Consider the following 2,795-nt stretch of genomic DNA (forward strand, 5'->3'; position numbering starts at 1 on the left):
TGCGTATTTGACGCGTCAGGGGCTGCGCAGTGAATCGGGACGGACCCGGTAGGGAGTTTTTTTACAGCCTCAACGTTCGAGCTGAGGGGCCGCAGCCAGCTGGCCGCGCGGAGCTGAAAATACACAGGCAGCGTAGCGCGGCCAGCTGGCGGAGGTCCACTCGAGCGACGGGTTAGAGCGCTTTCTCACGACTCACGAGCCAGCAACTTGAACCCAAAGACATCTGCTTCGAACAACTCGCCATCAGGGTACTTGAGAACACCGCCATGCTCGGCGAAGGTATCGAGAATTTGAACCGCATGCTTGCTTGCCAAGCAGAGCGCTTGAAATGAATTTTCGCCGTAGATGACAAAAGGTTTTTCCCAGAGCCGCTCAACCGAAACTGAACATTCCCACGCAGGCGACATTCTTTCGCTGGGCGCGGGTTTCCAGATCAAGATCTGTATTGGGAATTCCGCTTCGCCGGGCCGTTGGCCAACGAGCGCGTATTCGGCGATGACTTCGTTTTGCATGCGAGTGCGCTCTAACGTTGAAGTTCACCGGCGGACTGAGGCTTGCCGAAGGACGTCCGGTGGAAAGCCCGGTTAGGTTTCACCCCAAAACCCACGCTCAAAAGGCTGGAAATCCAATGCCTCGTTCTCACCAATTCCAACCTTGGCCATGAGCCCTACGTACACGTCCTGCACATTGTCGAGCGCGGATTCCTCGATAGGGCCGAATCTCTCCCCGCCCGAGGAACCAAGACCATAAGCAAAATCAATCTGTCCGCCCCAGCAATCGTATTGAAGAAATAACCAGTTCTTCGTGGAATCGAAACCCAGTGAAGACGCGATCTCAAAGACTTGAGCCTCATGCATGACCTTGCCGATCAGGTTTGGAAGCATTACACCAACACCGACAAATGGGGTTTGAATCTCACGTAAAACCGCTCCCGCAGGAACTTGTGTGGGGCGGACTACAGAACCTGGTGCGAGAAATCCTGCGAACTGGTAGGTCATGATCGGTTGTGTTTGTGAAACCTAACGTTGAAGCTAACTGGCCCGCAGCGGCGTGACGCGACTGGCCAAGAATGAAATGACGGCCAGACGGGGCATGCCGTTGCGGGTCCGGTTGAGCGCCCGGTTAGACCTCATATTTCTCTGCCAGCCTCGGAAAGCGCTCTGGTAAGTCATCTTCGGACCATTCTTCACCGACTGGAGGGGCAAGCTCGATTGTGAAATCTCGCTCGAGCTCACCTCCGCCTTTGCTCTCGTACGCCTTTAGCGCCTCGTATGCGAAAGACTCAAGCTCAAAGTAGTCCTGCTGCGGCACCTCAGCCAGTGAGTCAGGGTCTGCGAGCGCTGATTCGAACCGCTCTCGTCCTTCTGATATCAACCAATGACAGAAATACCGAAAGCCGTCGTCCGAACACCCACCATTCATCAGATAGGCGGCGCCCCACAAATCCCAGCGATTCGCCACATGGATCATCTGGTCGTACTTTCGCTGGAAGTCCTGAATTTCTTCTAGCGTAAGTTCAGACAAGTGCTTACCAAGCGCATCAACTCGCGCCTCTGTATCGCTACCTGCGGAAGCTCTGACGGTTTCGATTGCGGTCCAAAACTGGTCGTCGGTCATGATCGTCTAGGTGAGGTCTAACGTTGAAGCTCAGCGGTCGGCGAAGCCGTCCGCTGCAGCGACCTGTTGTGCGGAGCCATGTTGAAAGCCCCACGGGTTGAAAGCAAAAACTGTACATCGGAGCCACACCCACGTTGCGAGCGCCCGAGGCGACAGGCTCGCCGCAAACCCAAAGACTCGCCGCGCGCCATGGAAAGTGCACGCCCGACTTTTCCTGAACCGGCGAAATCTCTGCTGGCAAAGCCTGATACCGGTGGGGTGACGACCGAGCTGGTAAACCGCTGCGGAAATTGCTCCGCGTGATCGCGCCAAACGCGCAACCGGCCACGGCTCTTTGATGAAGGATTAGCCTGCTGCACAACGTTGAAGCTGAGCCGCGAGCGGCGGCTTGCCGACGCGAGTCGGCTCGAGCGACTGGTTAGCCATCTAGCCCTACTTAATCGGCGGCTTGCTAGCAGACGCAAGCTTAAGGTTTAGAGCATCTCGCTTGGCTTTCAGGATTGCGGGCTGAACGAAGTAAAAGTCAAACAGACCGTCGAGAACATCGAGCGTCCATTCCGCCTCGCCGGGCTCGACCGGTAAGACCTCGCCTGTCGCCGTTGCCTTAATCGGATGAGCCGCGAAGTTGCCAATATTTCGTACTGCATCTACAGCTTCAGACAAATGCGAGGGCAAGGCATTCGATGAGATCAACTCGTCAATCTCCTTAGCCAAATCAGGCTTCTTGATCCCCGCTCTCTCCCGGATCAAGTGTTGCAAGCACCGACGGCTCAGTGCGGCACTGGCTTTCGGGCTGTCCGCAAGTACGGCGGCGGCTTCCCGATAGTCCGATGCGAATTCCTCTGGAACGTCTTTATGAGGAGAGGGCCGAACGTTAGATTTTGGACGTGCCAGGTAGCGGGCTAGCTCGGCGCCAGGTACAACCACCGATCCAAGTTCTTGGGCGAATTTGGAGACCACCGTAAGGATGAATCGACTGCATGCCGGGCAGGTCGTTTGTTCGAGGTACCAAAGGCCATCTATGTCGCGCCCAATTTCGTTGGAGCGGACCTTGTCGTGGAAGTCAGTACGGCAATGTGGGCATTTCATGGTGTATTGATGGCTAACGAGGCTGTCCAATAACCCGATATCCCCAACCACCCGCACTACTCTGGGCGTGTGAATGTCGGCGAAGGCGA

General features: G+C 56.0%; 4 protein-coding genes. All 4 read right to left on the minus strand.

Going from position 1 to position 2,795, the window contains the following annotated elements; all coding sequences use genetic code 11:
- Positions 1-185: 185 nt before the first annotated feature.
- Positions 186-512, minus strand: a complete 327-nt coding sequence (locus tag LNV28_RS24900) for a hypothetical protein (protein ID WP_263521086.1) — start codon at positions 510-512, stop codon at positions 186-188.
- 72 nt (positions 513-584) lie between these two features.
- Complete coding sequence (locus tag LNV28_RS24905) at positions 585-998, minus strand: hypothetical protein (RefSeq protein WP_263521084.1); 414 nt, start codon at positions 996-998, stop codon at positions 585-587.
- Positions 999-1,122: 124 nt separating this feature from the next.
- Positions 1,123-1,617, minus strand: a complete 495-nt coding sequence (locus tag LNV28_RS24910) for a DUF4240 domain-containing protein (protein WP_263521081.1) — start codon at positions 1,615-1,617, stop codon at positions 1,123-1,125.
- A gap of 432 nt (positions 1,618-2,049) precedes the next feature.
- The coding region (locus LNV28_RS24915) for a DUF4145 domain-containing protein (RefSeq protein ID WP_263521079.1) at positions 2,050-2,795 on the minus strand (746 nt) is incomplete at its 5' end.

Source organism: Paucibacter sp. DJ2R-2, assembly GCF_025717675.1.
In the GTDB taxonomy this organism is placed as follows: Bacteria; Pseudomonadota; Gammaproteobacteria; order Burkholderiales; family Burkholderiaceae_C; genus Paucibacter_A.